The sequence below is a fragment of the Streptomyces filamentosus genome, from assembly GCF_014654895.1.
Taxonomy (GTDB): domain Bacteria; phylum Actinomycetota; class Actinomycetes; order Streptomycetales; family Streptomycetaceae; genus Streptomyces; species Streptomyces filamentosus.
This window is the reverse complement of the sequence record NZ_BNBE01000001.1, coordinates 185,462-209,102: the sequence shown is the minus strand read 5'-3', so window position 1 is coordinate 209,102 and position 23,641 is coordinate 185,462. Positions and strand designations below refer to the sequence as shown.

At 71.4% G+C, this 23,641-nt stretch carries 20 protein-coding genes, 1 tRNA gene and 1 pseudogene; 15 read left to right on the top strand and 7 right to left on the bottom strand.

Annotated elements, in window-relative coordinates; translation table 11 throughout:
* Positions 1 to 68 precede the first annotated feature (68 nt).
* Entirely contained in the window at positions 69 to 710 is a 642-nt protein-coding gene (locus tag IE326_RS01105; RefSeq protein WP_150235313.1) for a TetR/AcrR family transcriptional regulator, read from the bottom strand.
* 174 nt (positions 711 to 884) lie between these two features.
* On the opposite strand from IE326_RS01105, the gene IE326_RS01100 reads away from it, so the two are divergent.
* From IE326_RS01100 to IE326_RS01085, 4 genes are all read left to right on the top strand, one after another.
* Complete coding sequence (locus tag IE326_RS01100; protein ID WP_150235311.1) at positions 885 to 1,205, top strand: VOC family protein; 321 nt, start codon at positions 885 to 887, stop codon at positions 1,203 to 1,205.
* 239 nt (positions 1,206 to 1,444) lie between these two features.
* Entirely contained in the window at positions 1,445 to 2,140 is a 696-nt protein-coding gene (locus tag IE326_RS41380; protein ID WP_190040557.1) for a YczE/YyaS/YitT family protein, read from the top strand.
* Entirely contained in the window at positions 2,137 to 3,426 is a 1,290-nt protein-coding gene (locus IE326_RS01090; protein WP_150235308.1) for an MFS transporter, read from the top strand. Before IE326_RS41380 ends, IE326_RS01090 begins: the two co-directional genes overlap by 4 nt.
* A gap of 87 nt (positions 3,427 to 3,513) precedes the next feature.
* Positions 3,514 to 3,601, top strand: a tRNA-Leu gene (locus IE326_RS01085).
* 68 nt (positions 3,602 to 3,669) lie between these two features.
* Here IE326_RS01085 and IE326_RS01080 read toward each other — a convergent pair.
* The 4 genes and pseudogenes from IE326_RS01080 to lplAB all read right to left on the bottom strand — a co-directional run bounded on the left by IE326_RS01080 (position 3,670) and on the right by lplAB (position 6,567).
* Positions 3,670 to 4,476, bottom strand: a complete 807-nt coding sequence (locus IE326_RS01080; RefSeq protein WP_229915155.1) for a serine protease — start codon at positions 4,474 to 4,476, stop codon at positions 3,670 to 3,672.
* 62 nt (positions 4,477 to 4,538) lie between these two features.
* Positions 4,539 to 4,772: a hypothetical protein gene (locus IE326_RS01075; RefSeq protein ID WP_190040556.1), complete on the bottom strand. Its 234-nt coding sequence runs from the start codon at positions 4,770 to 4,772 to the stop codon at positions 4,539 to 4,541.
* Positions 4,773 to 4,908: 136 nt separating this feature from the next.
* Positions 4,909 to 5,430 (bottom strand): annotated as a pseudogene (locus IE326_RS01070) (lipoate--protein ligase family protein); the annotation flags it as partial.
* A 72-nt stretch (positions 5,431 to 5,502) separates the two neighbouring features.
* Positions 5,503 to 6,567, bottom strand: a complete 1,065-nt coding sequence (lplAB, locus tag IE326_RS01065) for a lipoate-protein ligase LplAB (RefSeq protein ID WP_150236260.1) — start codon at positions 6,565 to 6,567, stop codon at positions 5,503 to 5,505.
* A gap of 629 nt (positions 6,568 to 7,196) precedes the next feature.
* Between lplAB and IE326_RS01060 the strand changes: the two genes are divergently transcribed.
* Positions 7,197 to 9,284 (top strand): FG-GAP-like repeat-containing protein, encoded by a 2,088-nt coding sequence (locus IE326_RS01060; protein ID WP_190040555.1) that lies wholly within the window; start codon positions 7,197 to 7,199, stop codon positions 9,282 to 9,284.
* A gap of 148 nt (positions 9,285 to 9,432) precedes the next feature.
* Here the strand turns inward: IE326_RS01060 and IE326_RS01055 are convergent, their stop codons facing one another.
* Positions 9,433 to 11,355, bottom strand: coding sequence for a potassium channel family protein (locus IE326_RS01055; RefSeq protein WP_229915154.1), 1,923 nt, complete (start codon positions 11,353 to 11,355; stop codon positions 9,433 to 9,435).
* Positions 11,356 to 11,652: 297 nt separating this feature from the next.
* A complete protein-coding gene (locus IE326_RS01050) occupies positions 11,653 to 12,414 on the bottom strand; it encodes a hypothetical protein (RefSeq protein WP_190040554.1) in 762 nt (253 codons plus the stop codon).
* A gap of 551 nt (positions 12,415 to 12,965) precedes the next feature.
* Here IE326_RS01050 and IE326_RS01045 point away from each other — a divergent pair.
* The 10 genes from IE326_RS01045 (at position 12,966) to IE326_RS01000 (ending at position 23,638) form a co-directional block, all read left to right on the top strand.
* Entirely contained in the window at positions 12,966 to 14,339 is a 1,374-nt protein-coding gene (locus tag IE326_RS01045) for a TrkH family potassium uptake protein (protein ID WP_229915153.1), read from the top strand.
* Positions 14,332 to 15,048, top strand: a complete 717-nt coding sequence (locus IE326_RS01040) for a potassium channel family protein (RefSeq protein WP_190040552.1) — start codon at positions 14,332 to 14,334, stop codon at positions 15,046 to 15,048. The genes IE326_RS01045 and IE326_RS01040 overlap by 8 nt, the downstream gene beginning before the upstream one ends.
* Before the next feature lie 74 nt (positions 15,049 to 15,122).
* Complete coding sequence (locus IE326_RS01035) at positions 15,123 to 15,407, top strand: hypothetical protein (RefSeq protein WP_229915152.1); 285 nt, start codon at positions 15,123 to 15,125, stop codon at positions 15,405 to 15,407.
* Entirely contained in the window at positions 15,404 to 15,715 is a 312-nt protein-coding gene (locus IE326_RS01030) for a hypothetical protein (RefSeq protein ID WP_190040551.1), read from the top strand. The genes IE326_RS01035 and IE326_RS01030 overlap by 4 nt, the downstream gene beginning before the upstream one ends.
* Before the next feature lie 14 nt (positions 15,716 to 15,729).
* Positions 15,730 to 16,782, top strand: a complete 1,053-nt coding sequence (locus IE326_RS01025; RefSeq protein ID WP_190040550.1) for a PucR family transcriptional regulator — start codon at positions 15,730 to 15,732, stop codon at positions 16,780 to 16,782.
* A gap of 325 nt (positions 16,783 to 17,107) precedes the next feature.
* Entirely contained in the window at positions 17,108 to 19,948 is a 2,841-nt protein-coding gene (locus IE326_RS01020) for a DNRLRE domain-containing protein (RefSeq protein WP_190040549.1), read from the top strand.
* A gap of 28 nt (positions 19,949 to 19,976) precedes the next feature.
* Positions 19,977 to 20,507 (top strand): hypothetical protein, encoded by a 531-nt coding sequence (locus tag IE326_RS01015; RefSeq protein WP_190040548.1) that lies wholly within the window; start codon positions 19,977 to 19,979, stop codon positions 20,505 to 20,507.
* Positions 20,508 to 20,580: 73 nt separating this feature from the next.
* Positions 20,581 to 20,817 carry a DM13 domain-containing protein gene (locus IE326_RS01010; RefSeq protein ID WP_373310147.1) on the top strand — a complete coding sequence of 79 codons (237 nt, stop codon included), beginning with the start codon at positions 20,581 to 20,583 and terminating at the stop codon, positions 20,815 to 20,817.
* 341 nt (positions 20,818 to 21,158) lie between these two features.
* A complete protein-coding gene (locus tag IE326_RS01005; RefSeq protein ID WP_190040547.1) occupies positions 21,159 to 21,563 on the top strand; it encodes a hypothetical protein in 405 nt (134 codons plus the stop codon).
* A gap of 59 nt (positions 21,564 to 21,622) precedes the next feature.
* A complete protein-coding gene (locus IE326_RS01000) occupies positions 21,623 to 23,638 on the top strand; it encodes an SPFH domain-containing protein (RefSeq protein WP_190040546.1) in 2,016 nt (671 codons plus the stop codon).
* Positions 23,639 to 23,641 lie beyond the last annotated feature (3 nt).

Sequence of the window (23,641 nt, the reverse complement as noted above, 5' to 3'; positions counted from 1 at the left end):
AGGGACGGCGTGGACCGGGGGAAGGGCGGGCCTTCCGAAAAGTAAACTACACCGTGCAGATCAGAAAGTCAGCCCCTTGTTCCGTACAGGCGGAGAAAGGCGTCGACGCCGGCGTCGACCGACGCGTCCACCTCGGCCTGGGGAAGGGGGAGGGCGCCGTGGAAGGAGCGCTCGTACACCTCCGAGGTGGCGAGCTGGGTGAAGTGCGCGGCGGCCCGCGCCGGGTCGTCCGCGCGCAGGTGGCCGGCGGCCGTGAGTCCGGCCAGCCGCTCGGCGAGCCGCTCGGCGATGCGGCGGGGCCCCTCCTCCCGCCAGCTGTCGATGAACTCCGGGGGCAGCCGCGACGCCTCCGCGAAGATCACGCGCACCAGCGCGAAGTGCTCCTCGAAGCCCTCCTGCGGGGTGGCCAGCGCGCGGCCGAGCGCGGCCAGGCCCGCAGCCAGGTCCGCCGGGTCGGACAGGTGCCGGTCGATGAGCTCCTCCTGGTGGGCGGCGACCGCGTGGGTGCTCTCCCGCAGCACGCTCAGGAAGAGGTGCTCCTTGTCCTGGTGGTGGTTGTAGATGGTGCGCTTCGAGACCCCGGCCTCGGCGGCGATGGCGTCGACGCTGGCGCGGGTGAAGCCCTCGCGCCCGAAGACGGTGCGGGCGGCGCAGTCGATGGCGGCGCGCTTCGCCGGCCGTCCTGAGCGGGGTGCGGTGGTCTGGTCCACGGGGCTCGCCTTCTAAATGCACTGGGTGGTTTACATGGGGTACTGCACGGTGTAGTTTACATCTGCGGGCGGGATTCCACGAGGAAATCCGACCCCCGTCTTCCGCGTGTCCGTCCCGCCCGCACCCCCCAGCCACCCGCCCCGCCCCGGCGGGGCGCTCTCCCAGGAGGCGCCATGTTCGGCAAGCTCACCGTCACCAAGATCTTCTGCACCGACCTCGACGCGATGGTCGCCTTCTACCGCGACCGGCTCGGACTGGCCGTCCGCGAGGAGTACCCGGGGCACACCGTGGTCTTCGACACCGGCCACGGCGGCGAGCTGATCGTCAGCAAGGGCGACAAGCCCGTCCACATCGCCTTCACCGAGGCCGACATCCCCGCCGCGCACGCCGCGCTGAAGGACCTCGGCGCCACCGAGATCGTCCCCCACAAGACCGGCGAGCGCTTCGAGCTGACGGACCCCGAGGGCAACCACCTCATCTTCGTCAACGCCTGACCCGGACCGCCGCGTTCGGGCCCGGCCCACCGGCCCGCCCCACGGCGCCGCACCCCGTCCGACCCGGCCCCGCCGGGCCCCGCCCCGGCGGCCCGGCCCCGCACGCACCGGTCCGCGCCGTCGTACGCCCCGCGCACCACCGGTCCGCGCCGTCGGAGCACCCCGCACCACCGGTCCGCCCCGCACCGCCGGAGCGGCCCGCACCTCCCCCCACCCGTCCACGAAGGAAGAGGCCCCCCGTGCCGCACCCGCCCACCTCCCCTTCGAGCGCAGCCCCCGGACGCACGCGCCGAAACCTGCCCCGCCACCTCACCTATCTGGCCGGCTGCCTCGTCTTCGCCGCCGGAGCCACCCTGTTCATCCACTCCGGCCTCGGCGTGGACCCGCTGGACGTCCTCTCCCTCGGCCTGCTGGAGCACTTCCCGCTCACCATCGGCCTGGCCCAGGCGCTCATCGCCGCCGTCTGCATCGTGATCTGGTCGCTGTGGAACCGCCGCCGCCCGGTCCTGATGCCCTTCGTCACCTTCCTGCTCTGCGGCAGCCTCATCGACCTGATGCGCCTGGCGGACCTGGACGGGATCGCCCCGGTGCCCGCACTGGTCGCGGCCGTCCTGCTGTGCGCCTACGGATCGGCCCTCATCATCATGAGCGGCACCGGCATCCGCGCCATGGACCTCCTCGTCATCTCCCTGCACCGCAAGTGGCACCTCCCCTTCTGGGGGGCCAAGATCGGCGTCGAGGCCGTCCTCCTCGGGGTCGGGTGGCTCCTCGGCGGCCCGGTGGGCGTCGGCACCCTCGCCTTCCTCGTCTTCGTCGACGGACTGATCCAGCCCCTGATGGCCTTCAACGCCCGGGCCCTGCGCCTGCCCAACCTCGGCCTGGCCCCCGCCCCCCGCACCCCCCGCGGCGACCTGGCCCTGGGCGGTGCCCGATGACCACCGCCGCCAGGCCGCCCGCCGGCACCGCGGACCGGGCACCTTCCGCCGCACCCCGCTCCGGCACCCTGCCGCTCGTGCTCTTCGCCTCGACCCTCACGGTGATGGCGGGCTCCATCCTCGCCCCCGTCGTCCAGGTCATCCGCGAGGACCTGGCCCTCAGCGGCACCGCCGCCGGCCTCATCGTCACCGCGCACAGCCTCGCCATCGCCGTCGCCAGCCCGCTGGCGGGATGGATGCTCGACCGCTGGGGACTGCGCCTCCCCCTCGCCGGCGGCCTCGTCGTCTACGGCCTGGCCGGCGCCACCGGCCTCGTCACCGAGGACTACGCCGCCCTCATCGCCGGCCGGATGGTCTTCGGCGTGGGCGCGGCCCTGGTCTTCACCGGCACCACCCTCGCCCTGCTCAACCTCTACCAGGGGAGCGACCGGGAGCGGGCCATGGGCTGGCGGTCGACCGCGACCAGCCTGGGCGGAGTGCTGTGGCCGCTCCTGGCCGGCGCCGTCGGCGGGATCTCCTGGCACCTGCCGTTCGGCGTCTACCTCCTGGGACTGCCCCTGGGCGTGGCCACCCTCTTCCTGCTGCCCGGCGGGAGCCCGGCCGGCGAGGGCGGCCCGGCGGAGCGGATCGGCACGAGGACGCTCCTGCGCCGCCACCGCGTCCTCCTCGTCTGGTACGCCCTCCAGTTCTCCGCCTCCTTGCTGCTCTACGCGCTGCTGCTCTTCCTCCCCCAGCGCCTCGCCGAGACGGGCGTGGACGATCCCCTGCTGGTCTCCCTCTACACCGTGGGCATGTCCGCCACGATGAGCGTCATCGGCCTCTTCTACGCACCGCTCGGCGCCCGGCTGGGCCGGCCGGCGCTGCTGCGCGGCGCCCTGGCCCTGTGGGCCGCCGCGTTCCTCCTCCTGGCCGTGGCGCCCTCGGCCCCCCTGCTGTTCCTGGCCCCGGTCCTCTTCGGCCTCGGCCAGGGGGTGTTCTTCCCGGTGACCACCGTCCTGATCGGGGAGGAGGTGCCCGTCGCGGTCCGCGGCAAGGCCACCGCCCTGTCGGGAACCGCCGCCTTCGCCGGACAGTTCGCCTCCCCGCTCCTGGTGGGCCCGCTCGTCCAGGCCACCTCGCCCACCACGGGCTTCCTGGTGGTGACGGCGCTGCCGGTCCTGGCCCTGGCCGCGGTGTGGCGGGTGCGCGTCAAGGACGCCCGGCCGGCCGAGGACGCCGGCGACGGCCCCGGGGCCGCGGCGGCCACTCGGGCCACCCCGGCCACTCCGGCCGCCCCGACGCCCTGACCATCGGAAACGTGGGTGAGAAGCACCTCGAACACCTGGTAGATTGATGTTCGTCGCCGAGCAGAAGCGCGAAGCGGCAGACACCTTGTCCGGGTGGCGGAATGGCAGACGCGCTAGCTTGAGGTGCTAGTGCCCTTTATCGGGCGTGGGGGTTCAAGTCCCCCCTCGGACACCAGCAGAGACGAGCCGTGCGGACCGGTTTCACACCGGTCCGCACGGCTCGTTCCCGTTTCCGCCGGGCCGTCAGGAGGCGGGCGGGCGGAGGCCGGTCACGCGCTCGATCCAGGACAGGTGGGCCGTGATCCGGGTGTTCACCGCCGGGGTCTCCGTGGCGCAGCCGCGGCCGTAGGAGACCAGGGCGGCCAGGGTGGGGCGGCCGGCGGGGGAGCGGTGGACCAGGGGGCCGCCGGAGTCGTAGACGCAGGTGTCGCGGCCGGGGGTCCAGGTGCACAGCTGGGCCGGGGTGAGGCCGTCGACGCCGCGGAGCGCGCAGGCGGCGTTGGAGAGCGTGTCCAGGGAGACCGTCCGCAGCACGGGGGAGGGGCCCCCGCCGAAGGACGTCGCACCCCAGCCGACCGCCTCCAGCCGCGTGTGGACGAACGATTCGCCAGGGGCGGGGAGCGGTACGGGACGCACCCCGGCGTCCGGGCGGACCGGGGCCGACAGGGTGATGACGGCGAGGTCGTCGTGCTGGGTGGCCCGGTCGTAGCCCGGGTGCACCGAGAAGCGGGCCGGGCGCGCCGCGCGCGCGTGACGGGACTCCGCCGCCGTGCGCAGGTCGTGGTCGCCGAGCAGCACCGCGACCCGGCCGGTGTCCGTGTACGAGCCGGTCAGGCAGTGGGCGGCCGTCAGGACGTGCCGGGGGCCGATCAGCGCCCCGCCGCAGAACTCCCGGCGCCGCTCGACGTCGACCAGCGCCACCGCGTACGGATGCGCCCCCGGGACCGCCTCCTCGCCGCCGACGATCGCCGCGGCCCCGCGCGGCGCGACCGGCGCCGCCGCCAGGAGCATCCCCAGGAGCGCCGCCGCCCCCGCTCTCGTCCGTCCCAAGGTGCCCTCCGCGGCCGTCGACCCAGCGTGTCCACGACGTCAACGAGCCGGTCGCGGGCAGGTCACCCGTCCGGGTCGGGCCGCCAGCCGGGGACGTACGCGGCGGCCGCCGCCTCCCAGGCCGGGACGCCGCCCGGATGCGGCCGGGCGCGGGTCGGCCCGGCGGAGGCGGCGACCGCCTCCCGCGCGCCCGCGAGCGCGCGGGCCGCGTTCGCCGCCCGGACCGCGCGCAGCGGCCCCTCCTCCAGCGCCGCCATCCGCTCCTCGTACGCCCGCACCGGGGAATCCACTCGCACGGGAAGGACCCCGGGCCGTGCCTTCCGGATCCCGCACGGGAAGGACCCCGGGCCGCGCCTTCCGGATCCCGCACGGGAAGGCACGGCCCAGAGCGCCTTCCGGACGGGGCCGGGCCCGTCCCGGAGGGCACGGACCCTAGGGGACCCGCGCGGTCCACTCCGGGGACGAGAACTTGGACTCCGCCAGCTCCTCGGCGAGGGCCGCCTCCTCCTCCGTGACGCCGCCCTCCGTCAGGCCGTACCGCTGCCGGAAGGAGGCGATCATCCGCTCGATGACCGCCTCGCGCGGCAGGCCGGTCTGGCGGCGCAGCGGGTCGACGCGCTTCTTCGCGCTCCTCGTGCCCTTGTCGGACAGCTTCTCGCGGCCGATCCGCAGCACCTCGGTCATCTTGTCGGCGTCGATGTCGTACGCCATCGTCACGTGGTGCAGGACCGCGCCGCCGCCGGCCACCATCCGCTTCTGCGCCGCGCCCGCGATCTTCCCGGCCTCGGTGGCGATGTCGTTGAGCGGCTGGTACCACGCCTTCACGCCCATGTCGCCGAGCGCGCCCAGCACCCAGTCGTCCAGGTAGGCGTAGCTGTCGGCGAAGGACAGGCCCTGCACGAGCGCGTCGGGGACCGACAGGGAGTACGTGATGGTGTTGCCCGGCTCGATGAAGGTCGGACGCCGAAGACACTACAAGCCGCGTCTCCGGTCGGCCATCCCCCGCTGGGCGGCCTGCCAGGCCGCCTACGGCACCCGCGCGGTCCACTCCTCGGTGGCGAACTTCGTCCGCACCAGCTCCTCCGCCCGGAGCAGCTCCTCCGCGGTGACCTCTCCGGTGGTCAGCCCGTGGCGGTCGCGGAAGGAGGCGATCATGTTCTCGATCACCTGCTCCCGGGCGAGGCCGGTCTGTCGGCGGAGCGGGTCGACGCGCTTCTTGGCGCTCTTGGTGCCCTTGTCGGACATCTTCTCCCGGCCGATGCGCAGGACCTCCAGCATCTTGTCGGCGTCGATGTCGTACGACATGGTCACGTGGTGCAGGACCGCCCCGGGCCCGCCGTCCGGGCCGACCACGCGCTTCTGGGCGGCGCCCGCGATCTTCCCGGCCTCGGTGGCGATGTCGTTGAGCGGCTGGTACCACGCCTTGATCCCCATGTCGCCGAGCGCACCCAGGACCCAGTCGTCGAGGTAGGCGTAGCTGTCGGCGAAGGAGAGACCCGACACCAGGGACTCCGGCACGGACAAGGAGTAGGTGATGGTGCTCATCGGTTCCACGAACATGGCCCCGCCTCCGGAAATGCGGCGCACCACGGTCATCCCGTGCTTCGCCGCCCCTTCGGGGTCCACCTCGTTGCGCAGTGACTGGAAACTGCCGATGACCACGGCGGGCGAGGCCCACTCCCAGACCCGCAGGGTGGGAGCGCGCCGTCCGGCGGCGACTTCGGCGGTGAGCACCTCGTCCAGCGCCATGTGCAGGGCAGGGGCCTGAGGTCCCGCGTGCACCAGCTGCCAGTCGTAGTCGCTCCACTCGGTGGCGTGGGCCAGGGCCCGCCGTACGGCGATGCCGATCCCTTCCGCGGTCAGCCCGAACATCACGGTCGACTCAGGCAGTGCCGCGGTGATCCGGGCTGCCAGACCCGTGGCGTCCGTCGAGGACGGAGCCCCCTCCAGGGCACTGTTGATCGCGAGGATCGCCTCGTCGGGCTCCAGGAAGAAGTCCCCTGCCACCCGCACGTTGCGGAGCCCCCCTTCCTCGACGTCCAGATCGACGACGACGAGCTTGCCGCCGGGCGCCTTGTACTCACCGTGCACCGTTTCGTTTCCTTCCGGCATGGGGGGATCCTGGGACTCTCGAAACCCAGCACTCGGACAGATCTGTCCATACTTCGCATCGCACTTTAAGTCACGCCCTCATGTCGAAGTGGGGGAGAGGCCACCCATGGCGTAGCCGTGGATGAAGCGGCACGGCCGGTTGCTGCAGCGACCGGCCGGCGTGGGATCGAGCGTGACGTTGATGCGTGCGGGGTCGGCATCGTCGACCCGCCTGAGGCTGCCGAAGTACGGAAGCGACGCGGAGGTGGAGGTGTGCCATGCTGCGGGCGGCCTGGTACCGGGCGCCGGCGGGGCCGGACTGCTGACAGCGCTCAGAGGTTCCATGCCCCACGAAGCGGAAGCCCGGATCGAGCGGGCAGCGGAATCCTGATCACGGTGCCGCGCGACCTTGTACCGCCGCCACGAGAGTCTGATGTGGGTGACGTGGACGTTCCCACACCGCAGCACGGGAGGTCCCTTCTTTGAAACGCCTCAGCCCGGCCCTCGCCCTTGTTCTCGCCATGAGCGCAGGGGCCTTGAGCGCACCGGCGTCCGCGGCTCCGACGGCCGAGGCAGGACCAGGGGCGACAGCGGAAGCGGTCGCGCCTCTGTCCATACCCGCCGATTCCGTGCTGCTCAGCGCTGGGAAGACCGGCATGCTCAGCCGCACCGGTACCGATGCGGCAGCTGTTCACCGCTGGACGCGTTTGGTGGACGGCGCCACCACCACCCTGCCGGCCGGGTCCTACTGGGGCAGCGCCGGCACCGACCTGATCGTGTCCCAGAGAGGGGCTGTGTTCACGCTCACCGACATGAGCGGTGCCACGGAGCCGGTGGTGATCGACACGTCGGCGTTCAACACGGCCGTCACCCGGTACACGGTGGACCGTGTGGTGGGAGAGTCGCTGCTGATGACTGCCACTGTGAACGGAGCGGAGGAGTTCCATCTCGTCTCCCTGGGCGAGAACGGTCAGGTCAGGGACCGCAAGCTCGACCTGGCCGAGGGGTCGAGGGCGAGGTTCAGTTACGCCTCCGGTCCGGACAGCCTCGCCGTCTCCTACGCGGAGCCGATACCGAACGGCTACTACAGGGGTCGGCTCAGCACGGTGGACGTGGCCACCGGCGCGATCACCGCGTCCCACTACTTCCTCCCGGAGGCGAACTACACGGCGATCGCCGTGACGCCGACCCACCTGACCTGGGTACTCGGCCCGTACGGGAGCAACCCCCAGCTTCAGGTGCTGTCCCGCGCCACGGGCTCGCCGCTGGCCACCACCCCGCTGGTCCGCCGGGAGACGATCGGCCTGACGGTGCACCACGTGGGCGACTGGGTGGCACTGGTCAAGCCGGGTGGCGGGACAGCCACGTCCCCCCACCCGTACACCCCGCTCGTCGCGCGGTCGCTCGATGGCGGGGCGGACGTACCGCTCCTGGCCCACGCGGGATCCGTCGCGTCCAGCCCCGACGGAAGCCTGCTCGCCCTCGGGGGCACGCTCGCCCACGGAGAGGGGCTGTACCGGATCGCCCCCGACCCGGTCACCGGCAAACCCATCGCCACCCTGCTGCGCACCTTCAACCAACCGTCCGCCCTGATGGTGCTGAGGGAGAACCTGCCGACGACCGGCACGTTCGACTTCGACCGCGCGGGTGGCAAGCTGACCGTCGGCTGGACGCTCAGCCGCTTCAACGCCAGGACGACACTGACGCTGACCCACACGGCGTCCGGCCGGTCCGCGAAGGTCGTCCAGGAGCCCCGTGAGGGCGTGACCGCACAGTCCCTCACATGGGACGGGCTGTACAAGGACGGCCTTCCGGCGTTCAACGGCGCTTACACCTGGACGGTGACGGCCGTACCCGCCAATGGTGTCGGCCCGGCCGTCGAGCGCAAGGGGACCTTCACTCTCACCCGAGCCCCGCGTCCGCACGACTTCGACGACAACGGCTCCCCCGACGTCCTCGCCCGACACTCCGACGGCAACCTCTTTTCGTACGACATCCGACAGGTGTGGGGGCTCGATGCCTACGAGAGGCCGTACGAACTACCGATCGGCGGCGGCTGGAACGGGTACGACCGGATCCTCGCCGCCGGCAACCTTGGCGGCACCCGCACCGGCGACACCGTCGCACGAGACAAGAGCGGCGTCCTGTGGTTCTACGAAGGCAAGAGCGGCCACAAGGCGCCTTTCGCCCCGCGCGCCCGGATCGGCGGCGGTTGGGGGATCTACGACCAGCTTGCGACCGGCTCCGATGTGACCGGCGACGGCCGCCCCGATCTCCTGGCCTCCGACAGGGCCGGGGTGCTGTGGCTCTACCGAGGCACCGGCAACGCCAAGTCCCCCTTCGCGACCCGCAAGAAGATCGGCGGCGGTTGGGGCGTCTACAACCAGCTCACCGCCACCGGCAACCTTGCCGGGGCCACGGCCGGCGACCTGGTCGCCCGCGACAAGGACGGCGTCCTCTGGCTCTACCTCGGCAAGGGCGACGGCACCTTCGCCCCTCGGACCCGCATCGGCGGTGGCTGGAGCCTCTTCCCTCACCTCATAGGTATCGGCGACGTCAACGGTGACGGCCGCAACGACCTCCTCGCGGCCAGCCGTGACGCAACGGACGACACTGTCCTGCACCTCTACCGAGGCACCGGCCAGTGGAAGACGCCCTTCGCGCCTGCCCAGACCGACACGGTCGAACAGCTCGCATGGGCCCGCCACCTCTTCTGAACCCGGGACAGCCCTCCCACCGATCACGCGAACCCATGCGTGCGGCCGGCGCGAGCAGGCCTTGGCGTCGTCTGGGCGCAGGCGGCCCTGGTCATCGTCTCCGCGGTCTTCGCAGTCGCCGGCATGTCGCGCTTCAGCAACCGCGACGTCAGCGGCCGGCCGACGAGCTACCTGAGTACGGTGCGGGGCCGGGAGCGAGGAGTTCGGCGAGGCCGCTTCGGGTGGCGGCGATGACCACGCGGTCTTCGGGCCGGAGGACGTATCCGGGGTGGAGGTCCCACAGGAGCTGGGGCTGGGCGCCGTCGTGCGGGGTGGAGGCGAGGTCGGGGCGGCGGGCGGCGGGGTCGGCGGTGTCGAGGGCGAGGATCCGCCACGCGTTCGGGCGGAAGGACTCGGCGACGGTGCGGCCTTCGAGCTGGGGGTGTCCGGCGACGAGGAGGGCGGCGAAGAGCAGGACCTTGCGTTCGACGGGGATCGCGCCGAGGATCTGGCGGCCCATCATGGCGCCGGCGAAGGCGGGGGCGGCGAGGTGGGAGACGCTGCGGCTGCGGGTGACGGCGTCGGGGTGGGCGGAGCGCAGGGTGCGGTAGACGGCGGTGGCGAAGTCGTCGTCGTAGATCCGCAGGACCGTGCGCAGGCCGCCGTTGAGGGTGCGGGCGGCGAGGACGGCTTCGAGGTTGGTGGTGTCGGAGCTGGTGAGGGCGAGCAGGGCGTCGGCCCGGTGGACGCGGGCGGCGTCGAGGACGCCGTCCTCGGTGACGTCGCCGAGGATCACCGGGACGCCCAGGTCGCGGGCGAGCGGGATGCCGCGGGCGTCGGGGTCCTGTTCGACGCAGACGACCGGGATGTCGTGCTCCCGCAGCCGGGCGAGGACCCGGGTCCCGATCTTGCCGAGGCCCAGCAGCACGATGTGCTCGGACAGGCCGCGCGGAGGGCGGCGCAGCGCATTGGCCGTGCGGAAGGTGCCCAGTGCCTCCAGGCCTCCGGCCACGAGCAGGGGCAGGAGGGCGAGACCGACCAGACCGGACAGCAGTTGGAGGACCTGCCGGGTCGTCGAGCCGTCGAGCGCGGGGTCGTTGATCGAGAAGAGGTCGAGCAGGGTCAGGTACGCCGCGTGCACGGGGTCGGCGTCGGTCAGCACGGCCGTGGTGGCGGTCAGTGCCAGGACCGCGGCGGCGATGCAGGCGACCGCCCACCGCAGCCGGGCGGAGAACACCTCGCCCAACGGCGCGCCGCGTCGCGCCAGCCGCCGCGGCGGCGGAGCGGCACTCGCTCGTCGTACGGCTTCCAGGACGATGGCGCCCCGGCCCTGGGCGGCTTGGACGGCTCGCTCGTCAGGCAGGAGCTCGGGGGCGTCCGAACCGCTGGTGCCGGAGCCTTCGGCGCCGGTCGGGTCGGTGGTGGCGGAGGACAGCAGGGCCAGGGTGCACAGGCCGGGATCGGGGACCTCTCCGCGGCCTGGTGCGGGACGCTCCGCCGCGCGCAGAAGGAGCCCGTCGGCCTGGATGATCTTGCGGGTGTCGGCGATGGCGGTGGCCACGAGCGCGGGCGTGGCGGTGTCGGCGTCGGACAGCACGGTCGTGGACGCGTCCAGGACGGTTCGGTCGTTGGCGGACGCGGTGACGAGCGCGGCCTGGTCGAGGAGTTGCTCCAGATGGTCGCCAAGTCTGCGGTTGTACATGCGGACGACCAGCCGCAGCCCCGGGTTGAGCCGGCGCGCGGCCAGTGCGGCCCGCAGGTTCGTCTCGTCGTCCTCGTAGAGCAGGGCGAGCGCGGCGGCCCCCTCGACCCGGGCGCGCCGAAGGGCTTCGCGCGTCGGCGCCGCGGCGGACACCTCGCGCAGGGGCGGCACCGCCGCGGTCGCGTTCCCGGCCGGTGGTGTCTGACCGTCGTGGGCGGCGGCCGGCTCCGCTCCCGGGGCGCCGGTCTGGCCGCCGGGGACGACGAGGACGACGTGCCGCCGGTAGATGTCCCGCAGTTCGGCCGCCAGCCGGCGGGCCAGCCCGTCGTCACCGCAGACCACCATGTGGCCGTCGGTCCACGAACCTTCCTGGTGCGGCAGCACGGTCATCTCTCCCCCAGTGCATCGATCCGGACGGGCCGAGAAAGAAGCGGCATCGTCGGGCGGAACAAGTATCAGGTCCCGGAGGACCGCCGATCGGGCGAACGGCGAGCACGACGGTGGTAGGCCACGGTCCGTGTCAGAAGGGCGAGCCAGACGAGGCCGAACGCTGTGGCCACGAGGCGCAGCCATGCCGGTGTGCCGCTACTGGCGGCTGTCCAGGCGTACACGAGGACGCACAGGGCCATCCAGGTCGGGCTCGTCACAAAGTCCCGTCCTGGATTGCGCGGCGGCATCGACGTTCCCTCAGCCGCTTCGGTGCCGCAGCGAGCGGGCAGCGGCGCGACGACGGGCCCGCAGCGGCTGCCAAAGTACGGCGGTCACTCCTATGGCGGCGGCCGGGGCCCACAGGGTGAAGAACCTCTGGAGACTCGCGTCCCGCTCGTACAGGACGACGGTCAGCGCGAACGTGTAGAGACCCCATGCGACGACCGATCCGGTGGCGATGCCCGGGGCAAGCCGCTGACGGACCGGTGAGCCGTCGGAGTGCCGGATCCACCACCATGCAGCGAAGGCGCCGAGCCCGCCGGCCAGGACGAGCACGATGCCGAATCCCGCTGCGAAGAGGGAGCTGCCGGCCGGATGGGCGTCCGTCCGTCGCCCGCCCTCGGCATCGGAGAGCAGGACGATCGAGCCTCGCCACAGGGTGCCCTCGACGCGGTCTCCCGGGCGGGTTCGCTCCAGGAACTCGTCGACTCCGCTGAACTTCACCGTCCTGGACCCCGACTCGGGCCCGGAGAGTCCTACCTCTCCTCCTGAGGACTTGCCATGCCGGACGCGGACGGAGTCCACGGAGAACCACGTCGTACGGAGACAGTCGTCCATCGAGTCGTCGTGACAGGGAGACGCCGAGAGGAAGGCGTGCTCGTCCGCGGCGGCCCGGGGCAGTACGCCGATCAGGAGTGTGGCGCCGGACAGGAGGGCGACGAGGCTGACAACGCCGATGAGGACGTTCTGGATGTGCCGTCGACGAGAGTCGAACGGCGTGCCGTGCCGAGGCCCCGTCACGTCACGACCGCCTGGGATCCGGTTCGGGACGGCTTCGTCGCGCCTCGTGACCCCCAGCGTGCGGTTCCCCTCCCGATGCCATCCTGATCCCCCGTCACAGGTCGATGCGTTGCTGCGCGCACACCGTGTCACGGCCACACGCCCGCGTCGACTGCCCGGATCCGGCAATCTGAGAGCGCCTTCAGTGCCGTGGCCGTGTGAGGAGGGGAGGGATTTCCCGCGAAGGCCATCCGCGCGCTGAGGCTGGCGGCGGAGGTGGTGGTCAGGTGTGGGGAAGATCGATCCAAACGTGACGAAAGCCCCTGTAGTGCCTGGTCGGCGTAGGGCAACGGTATTTCGATGTGCACGTTGTGGTTGCCTGCTCTCCCGGCGAGGGGACTGGGCAGTGGTATCGCGGGTGGACCGATGACGGCATGGCCGCGCCGTTGGAGGATGCTGGGGTCGGCGCGGAGCCGCGGGTAGGGTTACGGCCGTTCTCGACACATCGCCAACGCATGGGGGCGCGCCCGCAGCCCGGGCGTGACCGGACCGCAGGGGAGGGGCCCGCCATCGTGGTGACTACCGGTCGCGGACGGGCCCGCTCGTTCTTCTCCGCCCACCCCGCTCGGACCGTCGTCCTGGCCTTCGCCGCCGCCGTCGTGATCGGCACAGGAGTGCTGATGCTGCCGGCGTCTGCCGAGGACGGCGGTGCCACCGACGTACTGACGGCGCTGTTCACCTCGACCTCGGCCGTCTGTGTCACCGGCCTGGCCGTCGTGGACACCGGCACCTACTGGAGCGGTTTCGGTGAGGGCGTGATCCTGGCCCTGATCCAGGTCGGCGGCTTCGGGATCATGACCATGGCCTCACTGCTGGCCCTGCTGGTCTCGGGGCGTCTTCGTCTGAGGCTGCAGCTGACGGCGCAGGCCGAGACGAAGAGCCTCGGCATCGGAGACGTACGCCGGGTCCTTCTCGGGGTCGCCGGCACGACGCTGATGGTCGAGCTCGCGGTCGGCGCCGTCCTGGCACTGCGGTTCCGGTTCGGGTACGGGCACTCCGTCGGCGACTCCGCCTACCTCGGGTTCTTCCACGCGGTGTCCGCCTTCAACAACGCCGGCTTCGGCCTCCACGCCGACAGTCTGACCCGCTACGCGCAGGACGCGTGGGTCACGCTGCCCATCGCCGCCGCCGTCATCCTCGGCGGCATCGGCTTCCCGGTTCTGCTGGAGATGCTGCGCCACCGGAACCGGGCCCGTACGACCGGCCGGAAGAACTGGACCCTGCACACCAAGCTCACCGTCATCACCACCGTCGCGCTGCTCGCCGCCGGAACGCTCCTCACCGGCCTGTTGGAGTGGACGAATCCCGCCACGCTCGGTGCCCAGGACTTCTGGGGCAAGCTCCTCAACAGCTTCTTCCACTCGGCGATGAGCCGCACCGCCGGGTTCAACTCCCTGGACATCGGCGCCATGCAGCCCGCGACCCTGCTGATGACGTGCATGCTCATGCTCATCGGAGGCGGCAGCGCGGGCACCGCAGGCGGCATCAAGGTCACCACCTTCGCCGTCCTCGCCGCCGCGATGCTCGCCGAGGTCCGCGGCGAGCCGACCTCCGCCGTCCTCGGCCGCCGCCTCGGCCCGCACGTGCTGCGCCAGGCCCTGACCGTCGCGCTGCTCGGCATCGGCCTGGTCATGGCTGCCACCCTGGCGCTGCTGTCGGTGAGCAGGGCGGCCTTCGAAGCGGTGCTGTTCGAGGTGGTCTCCGCCTTCGCGACGGTGGGGCTGTCCACCGGCCTCACCGCCGACCTGCCCGGCAGCGGACAGCTCGTCCTCATCGTCCTGATGTTCATCGGCCGCATCGGCCCCATCACCCTGGTCTCCGCGCTCGCCCTGCGCGAGCGCACGCGCCGCTACGAACTCCCCGAGGAGCGACCTGTCATTGGCTAGCTTCCTGCACCGTCTCCGCAAGGGCCGGACACGTCGCCCGGACGACGACCGGGCGCAGCCGGACCAGCGCGTCGCCGTCATCGGCCTCGGCCGCTTCGGCAGCTCTCTCGCCAACGAGCTGATGCGCCGGGGCTGGGACGTCCTCGGCATCGACAGCGACGCCCGCCTCGTCCAGAAGTACAGCGACCAGCTCACCCACGCCGCCGTCGCCGACGCCACCGACCCCGACGTCCTCGGCCAGCTCGGCGTCCACGAGTTCACCAGTGCCGTCGTCGGCATCGGCAGCGACATCGAGGCGAGCATCCTCATCAGCTCCAACCTCCTCGAAGCCGGAGTCCCCAACATCTGGGCCAAGGCGATCAGCCGCCAGCACGGCCAGATCCTCGAACGCCTCGGCGTCCCCCACGTCGTCCTGCCCGAGCACGAGATGGGCGAACGCGTCGCCCACCTCGTCACCGGCCGCATGCTCGACTTCATCGAATTCGACGACGACTACGCCCTGGTCAAGACGGTCGCCCCCAGCGTGGCGACCGGCAAGCCCCTGGGGCAGTCCCAGGTACGCGCCCGTCACGGCGTGACGGTCGTGGGCATCAAGCGCCCGGGCGAGGACTTCACCCACGCGACCGCCGAGACGGTCGTCGCGAAGGGCGACATCATCGTCGTGACCGGCAAGACCAGGGCGGTGGAGGCCTTCACCGAGCTGCCCTGAGGTTAGGATCGTGCGCTGGTGAGCCGGGAAGTCTGGTCGGCACTGTCTTCCGCCTGCCCCGAAAGAGTCCGGCCGTGCCCTTCACCCTGATCCTGATCGCCCTGTTCGCCCTCGCCTTCCTGGTCTTCAACGTCGTCCTGTGCGTGCGGGTGTGGCGGATGGCGGAGCTGCCCCGGTGGCGGAGGCTCCTTCCCGCACTGCTGCTGTGCACGGCGCTCGCGGCGAGCGCAGGCCGCGCCTGGGACATCACCGCCGTTGCCGAGGCTGTCGCGTTCCCCCTGAACGCGGCCACCGCCCTGCTCGGCATGTATGAGGTGGATCGGCGGCGTCGCCGTGAGCGCTCCGGCGTGGCCTCGTGAGCGTCACGCAGAGCTGGGTGGTCCTGATCGGCGGAGCGGTGTTCCTCCTCGCACCGAGCGTGGCGGTGCTGGCCGGCTGGCGGCCGGTCTTCCTGCGGGGCGCCCGGGCGCCGGTGCCACTCCTGGGTGCCCTCGGGCTGTGCGTGTACGGGGCTGTACTGGCCACCGCGATCCCGCGTCTGGTCGATGCCCCCACTGCCGTGCGCACCACGTGGGCCTACGTCGGCCTGGGGTTGATGTGGACGGCCGTCGGGCTCTTCATCCTCTACGACATCCTCGCCGGGGCGAACCGGCGCGGCAGGAAATAACGGTGGGCGGGAAGATGACAGACGACTACACACCTGAGTACGCGTCGTTGCTCGTGGACGTCGCGGCCACCGGACGGCGGCTGACCAGGGACGAGATCGAACGCAGGCGGGAGTCGGGCGAGGAGGCTGCCCGAGAGGGACGCGCTTTGCGGGAGCTGATCGGCAGCCACCTGACCGCGGTGAGGTCCGCCTGGCCGGAGCAGTCGCTGACCCGGCGCACGGTCCTGGACCTTCTCTCCGTGGTCGAGCAGTCCGTCGACGCCTTCTCGGCGGGGTTCGAACGGGCCCAGCGACTTGCCGTCAGGCAGGAGGAGGCCGAGCGCCGGGAGTTCATCGACGACCTGCTGTACGGGCGCAGCGACCTGGGCCGGACGGCGGAACGGGCCGAGCGTTTCGGGCTGCGCCTCTCCCAGGCCCACGCGGTCGCCGTCGCGCGCGGGCCGAAGGCGTACACGGAAGCGGACCCGGTGCCGCAGCAGGTCGAGAGGGCCTTGATCGGGCGGTTCGGCGACCGGCACATCCTGCTCACCACGAAGGGCGGTCGCATGGTCTGTGTCGCTCCTGGCGACCAGCCCGAGGTCCTCGCCCACTTCGCCAAGCAGGCGTTCGCCGCCACCGGCGGCGGCCAGGCTGCGATCGGCCGGCCCCAGCCCGGGCCCAGGGGCGTCGTGCACTCCTACGAGGAGGCACTGGGCGCCCTCGACCTCGCCGACCGCCTCGGTCTCGACGCGCCCGTACTGCACGCCGTCGACCTCCTCGTCTACCCGGTCCTCACCCGGGACCGCCAGGCCATGGAGGACCTCGTCCGCAGCACCCTCGGACCCCTGAGGTCCTCCCGCGGCGGGGCCGAACCCCTCCTCGACACGCTCACCGCCTACTTCGACAGCGGGTGCGTGACGACCAAGACCGCCCAGGACCTCAATTTGTCGGTCAGGGCGGTCAGTTACCGCCTGGAACGCATCCATCGACTGACCGGAGCGGACCCTGCCGACCCTGCGAGCCGCTACACGCTGCAAACGGCCGTGATCGGGGCCCGCCTGCTCGGCTGGCCGGAAAGGGAGTTCTGAGCGCGGGGTCACCCGGGGCGGATGGCGACAGAACCGGTCACGTGGGGCGGGACCAGCGTTCCCCCGGTCAAGGGATCACCACGCATGACCGTATCGGTTGGAGTGGTCTTGACCGGCGACTTCTGTCAAGTGCCGTGATGGGAGTTGATGAGGTGAACGTCCCGGCGCGACGCTGTTGGCTGGAGAACCGCCCGATTTCCAACGGAGTTCCTGGTTCCACTGTCGGAATGATCACGTCGCTTTCCGAGACAAGCCGTGGACGCGCCGAGTAGTCGGCTGTGAGCATTCCGTGCGTCTGTTCCCTCTTGATCAGAAGGAGTACGGCGTGCACGGTTCCACCGGCCGGTCCCGCGGACCGGAACGGCGCGGCGGGCCTCTGGCCTTCCCTCTTGCTCTGCTCCTGCTCGCCGAAGCGGGCACTGTCTTATCCCTCGCGCCGGCCGCCTCCGCATCGGAGCCCGCGGCGCACCGCGCCGTGGAGTCGGCGGCCCCGCGGGAAGAAGTGAACGCGCGCCTCACCGCTCAGGCCCAGGGGCGGCGGATCGAGGTCGTGAGCGCCCGCACGGAGAGCACCACGCTGTGGGCGAACCCCGACGGCACGATGTCGCTCGAGTCGTTCGCCGGGCCTGTCCGATTCAGAGAGCGCGGCCGTTGGGTCGGTGTCGACCTCACCCTGGTGAAGGACACGGACGGCTCCGTCCGGCCGAAGGCCCACCCCCGTGGCCTGCGCCTGGCCGGCCGTACGGGCGCGTCCGGTGGAGACCTGGCCACCCTGGGCCAGGACGCGCAACGGCTCTCCCTCGGCTGGAAGGGCCCCCTTCCCGAGCCCCGCCTGAACGGTCCGAAGGCCACGTACGACGATGTGCTTCCCGGAACCGACCTGGTCGTCGAGGCCACCCGCACGGGCTTCGAGCAGTACCTCGTCGTGGCGGACCGGAAGGCGGCCGAACGGGCCGCGGATCTGGTCCTCCCGGTGCGGACGGGCGGGATCACGGCACGTCAGGGCCCGGACGACACGCTGACCCTGACGGACACACGTACGGGCGAGAGCGTGGGACGCGGCTCCACGCCGTACATGTGGGACGCGGGAGCCGGTGGCGAGAACGCGCCCGGAGCCCGCGCCGCCCGCGTGGACCTGGGAGTGACCGAGCGGGCCGGCGGCTTCGACCTGCGGGTCAAGGCGGACCGCGGCTTCCTCACCGACGAGGCCACCCGCTATCCCGTGACCATCGACCCGGCCGTCTACTTCGGCACGGACTTCGACACCTACGTCCGCAACGGCGACACGGCCGACTTCTCGGCCGGCGTCGACCTGCGCGTGGGCCGCGAGTGGCAGAAGGGCGAGGCCCGTTCCTTCATCAACTTCCCGCGCCATGCGTCCGTCACCGGCCAGGACATCCTGAACGCCGAACTCAACCTCTACGCCACTTGGGCGGACAACTGCACACCGCGCTCCTGGGAGATCTGGGACACGGGCAACGCCTCGTCCGCCACCCGCTGGAGCAACCAGCCCGCCTGGCGCTCCAAGGTGACCACTTCCACCCAGACCCACGGCCACACCGACTGCGGCCCGCGCTGGATATCGGAGGACATCACCCCTCTGGTGAAGCAGTGGTCGAAGACCGCGAACACGGTCGACACCATCGGCCTGCGGGCGACCGACGAGAGCGACGTCACCGCCTTCAAGATCTTCGCTTCCGCACAGACCAGCACCGCGCCGTCGATCCTCGTCACCTACGAGACGCCGGCCGACCCGGTCAAGGACCACGTCGTCTACTGGAACGACGTCCTGCAAGAGACCTTCCGGCAGGTCGGCGGCGCGCCCGGCCCGCTGGCTCGGGCCGGGGCGATGGTGCACGGAGCCATCTACGACGCGGCCAACTCGGCCAGGTGCGCCGAGGGCGCGCTCAAGTGCCTTGGTGACGCCTACCTCGTCAAGGCGACGGCCTCCAACGGAGCCCTGCCGGACGTGAACAGCGCCATCGACCACGCCGCCTTCGACGTCCTGCGGTCGCTGTATCCGACACTGAACTTCGACGACGAGATCGCCGCAGCCCGCTCCACCATCCCCGCCGCCGTCACCAGCGCGCAGCGCGCGGCCGGCACCGAGGTGGGACAGAAGGCCGCCTCCGCGATGATCGCGGCCCGCCAGAACGACGGCTCGGCTCCCGTCGCCCCCTACACCGGATCCACGCAGCCCGGCTACTGGCGGCCCACCGGCACAGGTGACGGAGCCACTCCGCAGTGGGGTCTGGTCAAGCCCTTCGCCATGGCGAGCAGCGCGCAGTTCCGTACCGCAGGTCCGGCCGGGCACAGCCAGATGAGCACGTTGCTGCCGAGCCAGGCATACGCCGACCAGGTCAACGACGTGAAGAGCCTCGGTCGTGCCGAGTCCACCGCCCGTACTGCCGACCAGACGCAGGCGGCACTGTTCTGGGCCAACGACCTCGACGGCACCTACAAGCCGCCGGGCCAGCTCTTCGAGCACACCCAGATCCTGTCCCGCCAGCACGGCACCACCGTGACCGGCAACGCCAAACTGTTCGCGCTGACCGCCTTCGCCATGGCGGACGCGGCGATCACGTCCTGGGATCAGAAGTACCAGACGAACATCGACCTGTGGCGGCCGGAGAGCGCGATCCGCCTCGACGGCGACGGCAATGCGAACACCACCGCCGACGCCAACTGGCAGCCGCTGTCACAGGACCGCAACGGCCTGCACTTCTCCCCGCCGTTCCCGGCCTACGTCTCCGGCCACGCCACCTTCGCCGGTGCCTGGTCCAAGGCCACCCAGGCGTGGTTCGGCACCGACCAGATCACTTGGACCGCCACCACCGAGGACCCCAACGCCCTCGGTGTCACCCGCACCTTCACCAGCATTTCCGCGGCGGCGACCGAGAACGCCGTCGGCCGGGTCTGGCTCGGCGTCCACTACCGCTGGGACGGCACCGACGGGGTCACCGCCGGAGGCAACGCCGCCGCCTACGGCGTCGCGAACAAGCTCAAGCCGAACTCGGCCGCGGCCTGGACCTCCTACGAGACCCTGCACAACCTTGCCGGCTGTCAGGAGGTCGGCAAACGTCTCGTCGCCGAACACCGCTGGAACTCCTACCAGTGCACCCAGGTCCAGGCGTCGGGCCCCGACCACACGCTCTACGTGAAGTAGCCGGACGATGAGGAGGAAAGACACCGACATGCGTACGCATACCCAACCCCGCCGGAGCACCCGCCGGGCGGCCTTCGCTCTTCTCGCGCTCTGCGCCGCGGGAGCCGTCGCCGCTCCGATGGCCTTCGCGGCCGCCTCCGCCGACCGCGCCCCGGCCGCGGCTGTCACGGACGACCGGCTGCTGCCGACCCCTGAAGCCCCGCGCGTCTCCGACGGCTCGTACGCGGGCTTCCAGCTCTGCGGCGACCCGGCCGGAAACCCGGTCGTCACCGCCGACAGCCCGACGCTCGCCGCCACCCTGGAGTCCGTCGCTCCTCCCGGTACCGTCGAACCGTCTCGGCCCGGCCCCCGCCGCAAGGTCGTCTTCGAGGTCGACACCGTCGCGGGCAAGCCCGTGCTCCACCGACAGCTCACGAGCGACACCAGCCACGACGCCGCCCTCCAGGTGCCGGCCGGCACCCTGACCGAGGGCGCGTACCGCTGGCGGGTCAGGGTGAAGGACGGAGACACCGCCTCCGCCTGGACCGCCTGGTGCGCCTTCACGGTCACACGAGCCTGATCGGAACATCGGCCGCCCCGGAGCACCCAGCCGGGACGACCGAGCGCTCCCGGTCCACGCGCGGTCCGCGCTCGTGGACCGGGAGTCCCTTCCTCCTACCTTCATCAGCCACGAGCACACGACCACCGGCACCGCAAAAGCCGTCCGCCTCGCTGACGGTAGCCATACTCTGCGCCTCGAAGGGCTCGATACCAGTAATGGCCCCGATCTGCTGCCCACAGACATCGACTGGTCGACGGTTCCGAGCGTGAGCATCTGGTGCGACCGGTTCGACGTCTCCTTCGGCGCCGCGGCTTTGGCGTGCGTCTGACACCGCTCGCCGAGTACGTCCAGTGGATGCCCCCGGGGCGTAGTAGTCCTCGGGGGCATCGCCGCGTTGCTTCCCCGACGGCAGCCGCCGTCCACGGCCGTTCCGTTACCGACTTGACGGTGTCAGGCGTCCGGCGAGCACCATCGGCGTCCAGTACGTCGTCAACGCATGGAACTCCACTTTCGCTCGAGGTTTGCGCGTCTCGGCATCAAGAAGACGTAAAGATTGCCGTACTCCGGCAATGCGGCTCCTACCAGATGTCCCGCAGAATGGGCCTCGGCGGCAGAGGTGTTGTGTCACTGGTGCCGGGATCCGGAAGAGCTGTCACGGGGGGAGCGGCGATGAGCGAGTTCATCGGAGCGGCCTTCGGCTTTCCCTGTCTGGTGATGACCACCGCATTCGCCGCCGTGATCGGCTTCTGGACGCTGGTGCTCTGCCGCGTCACAGCCCCGGACACCTTCGATGCCGACGCGGACACCGAGGTTCTGGGGCTCGGTGACACGTCGGCCGCCACGGCGGCATCCGCCGTCGTCGCCACCGGGTGGGTGCTCGACGTCTGCGGCATGGTGCTGCTCGGCCGGGCCGGACTGCCCGGAGTCTGGGCCCTGCCGCTGTCCGTGTTCCTGCTCGCGGGTGCTCTGACCCTGTCCTGGTGGCTGACGAAGTGGGTCTTCGGCCTACGGCGACGCGCCTCGTTCCCGAGGACGTCGCCACGGCCGGGCCCGGGGCGACGTGCCCGCACCTGATTCTTCGCGTACCGCCGCCTGAGCGGGTACGCACTCTTCGATCGACACGGGGTTCTCTCATGGATGCCATCACCTCGGGCCTCGGCGTGCTCGTCGCCGTTGTCCTGCTCGCCGTCGTCGCGGCGTTGTTCATGGTCGGCCGGCTGTTCCGCAAGGTGGAGCAGGGCAAGGCGCTGATCGTCTCCAAGATGCGGAAGGTGGACGTCACCTTCACCGGGCAGGTGGTCCTGCCCGTGCTCCACAAGGCCGAGGTCATGGACATCTCGGTGAAGACCATCGAGATCTCCCGGACCGGCCGGGACGGCCTGATCTGCCGGGACAACATCCGGGCCGACATCCGGATCTCCTTCTTCGTCCGGGTGAACAAGACGGTCGACGACGTCATCAAGGTCGCCCAGGCCATCGGCACGGCCCGGGCCAGCGACCAGGCAACGCTCCAGGAGCTGTTCAACGCGAAGTTCTCCGAGGCGCTGAAGTCGGTCGGCAAGCAGATGGACTTCACCGACCTCTACACCAAGCGCGAGGAACTCCGCTTCCGCATCATCGAGTTGATCGGCATCGACCTCAACGGCTACAGCCTTGAGGACGCCGCCATCGACCACCTGGAGCAGACCCCGCTCACCCAGCTCGACGCCGGCAACATCCTCGACGCCCAGGGCATCCGCAAGATCACCGAGCTGACCGCCGCCGAGAACGTCCGCACCAACGAGCTGCGGCAGCACGAGCAGAAGGAGATCACCCGCCAGAACGTCGACGCCCGCGAGGCGATCCTGGAGCTGGAGCGGCGTCAGGCGGACGCGGAGATCAAGCAGAGGCGTGAGATCGAGACCGTCCGGGCCCGCGAGGAGGCGGAGACCGCGAAGGTCGTGGAGGAGGAGCGGCTGCGGGCGCAGAGCGCGTTCCTGCGTACGGAGGAGCAGCTGGGTGTGCAGCGGGAGAACCAGGCCCGCGAGGTCGTCGTCGCGCAGAAGAACCGCGAGCGGGTCATCGCGATCGAGAACGAGCGGATCGAGAAGGACCGCCTGTTGGAGGTCATCGCCCGCGACCGGGAGACCGAGCTGAACCGCATCGCGGCCGAGAAGGAGGTCGAGGCGGAGCGCCGGGACATCGCGGAGGTCATCCGGGAGCGGGTCGCCGTCGACCGCACGGTCGCCGAGCAGGAGGAGTCCATCAAGCGGCTGCGGACCGTGGAGGAGGCCGAGCGCGAGCGGCAGGCCCTGGTCATCGCCGCCGAGGCCGAGGCCCAGGAGAAGCTGGTCAAGGACATCAAGGCGGCCGAGGCCGCCGAGCAGGCCGCGATCCACCGGGCCGCCGAGGAGCTGACCCTGGCCGAGGCCCGGCACAAGGCGGCCGACATGGACGCCCGCGCCAAGATCCGCCTCGCGGAAGGCGTCCAGGCCGAGGCCGCCGCCGAAGGGCTCGCCGCCGTCCAGGTCCGCGAGAAGGAGGCCGACGCCATCGAGAAGGCTGGCCGCGCCGAGGCCGACGCCACCGAGGCCCGGCTGCGCGCCGAGGCCGAGGGGCTGCGGGCCAAGGCGCTCGCCGAGGCGACCGCGATCGGCGAGAAGCTGAAGGCGGAGGCCGAGGGCCTGAACCAGAAGGCGATCGCCGTCGCCGCGTTCGACGAGGCGTCCCGTACGCACGAGGAGTACCGGCTCCGGCTGGAGGCGGAGAAGGAGATCCGGCTCGCCGGTCTCGACGTCCAGCGGCAGGTCGCCGAGGCCCAGGCCACGGTGCTCGCCACCGGCCTTGAGAACGCGGACATCAGCATCGTCGGCGGGGAGTCCGTCTTCCTCGACCGGCTCGTGCAGTCCATCGCGCTGGGCAAGTCCGTCGACGGGTTCGTCGACCACTCCAGCACGATGCAGGCCCTCGCGGGCCCCTGGCTGAACGGCGAGGGCTCCTTCACCGGGGACCTCACCAAGGTGCTCGGATCCCTGTCCACGACCGACGTGCAGAACCTGAGCGTCTCCGCGCTCCTCGCCAAGGTCATGAACTCCGGCCTGCTGGACGCGCCCGCGGAGGGCGCCGTACCGGCGGAGACCGCCGCGCTGAACGGCGCGGCCACGAACTGACCG